This window comes from Kitasatospora arboriphila, from assembly GCF_039528095.1.
Classification (GTDB): Bacteria; Actinomycetota; Actinomycetes; order Streptomycetales; family Streptomycetaceae; genus Kitasatospora; species Kitasatospora arboriphila.
The window spans coordinates 1-657 of record NZ_BAAALD010000264.1 but is presented as its reverse complement, the minus strand read 5'-3'; the positions used below and the strand labels follow the sequence as shown (position 1 = coordinate 657).

At 49.8% G+C, this 657-nt stretch carries 2 protein-coding genes; one reads left to right on the top strand and one right to left on the bottom strand.

The window, feature by feature from the left end:
• The coding region (locus tag ABD353_RS40670; RefSeq protein ID WP_425555358.1) for a conjugal transfer protein TraD at positions 1–142 on the top strand (142 nt) is incomplete at its 5' end.
• A 260-nt stretch (positions 143–402) separates the two neighbouring features.
• Here the strand turns inward: ABD353_RS40670 and ABD353_RS39870 are convergent.
• On the bottom strand, positions 403–657 hold a 255-nt coding region (locus ABD353_RS39870; RefSeq protein WP_172952536.1), incomplete at its 5' end, for a helix-turn-helix domain-containing protein.

Below are 657 nucleotides of genomic sequence, written 5' to 3'. Positions count from 1 at the left end.
CAGCAAAACCGGAAAACCAAAGTTTAGTGCTGCCGAACTGGTAGGCGCACTCGCAGGAATCGCAGAGCTACCGCGCAACCATCCAAAATGGCAGGAATGGGAAAAACGCGGGAAAGAGCTACTCACCAAAGACAGTGCGTAAGAGCCTCCGTTCACGTTCCGGTTCCCTGGTGCTTCCTCGCTCATTCGCTCGCTACGCTCGGTCATGAGACTGCGGCGAGCACGACCACCTCAATCATACCGTAAGCCGCACCATTGCTGGGCTGAAAGGAGAAAACCGCCGGAAAGCCCGCTGCTCAAAAAAACGCCGAAAGAAGGTGTTATCTGATATAGGCTTGTTCATGCACCCAAAATTAACAAAAAAATAACAAAACAGGGGGGGAGATGTGTTCTTTTTGTTAATTAAATTTTAATTATTTGTTTGCTCAGTAGCCATTCTACAGAGCTATCCATCCAGCGTCGAACAGTCCAACGGCTAACACCAACCGCCTCTGCAATATCTTCTGTTGAGGCTCCCAAGATGTACATATCAAGCGCCCTACGACGCTTGTCATCGTTAGCAGTCCATCGAACAGCGGCGCTTTTTTTCCCTTTGTCCGACTGATTTGCTGATGAATTGGCCTTACCGCCCTTGCGACCTCGTGCGGCTTGAATTTC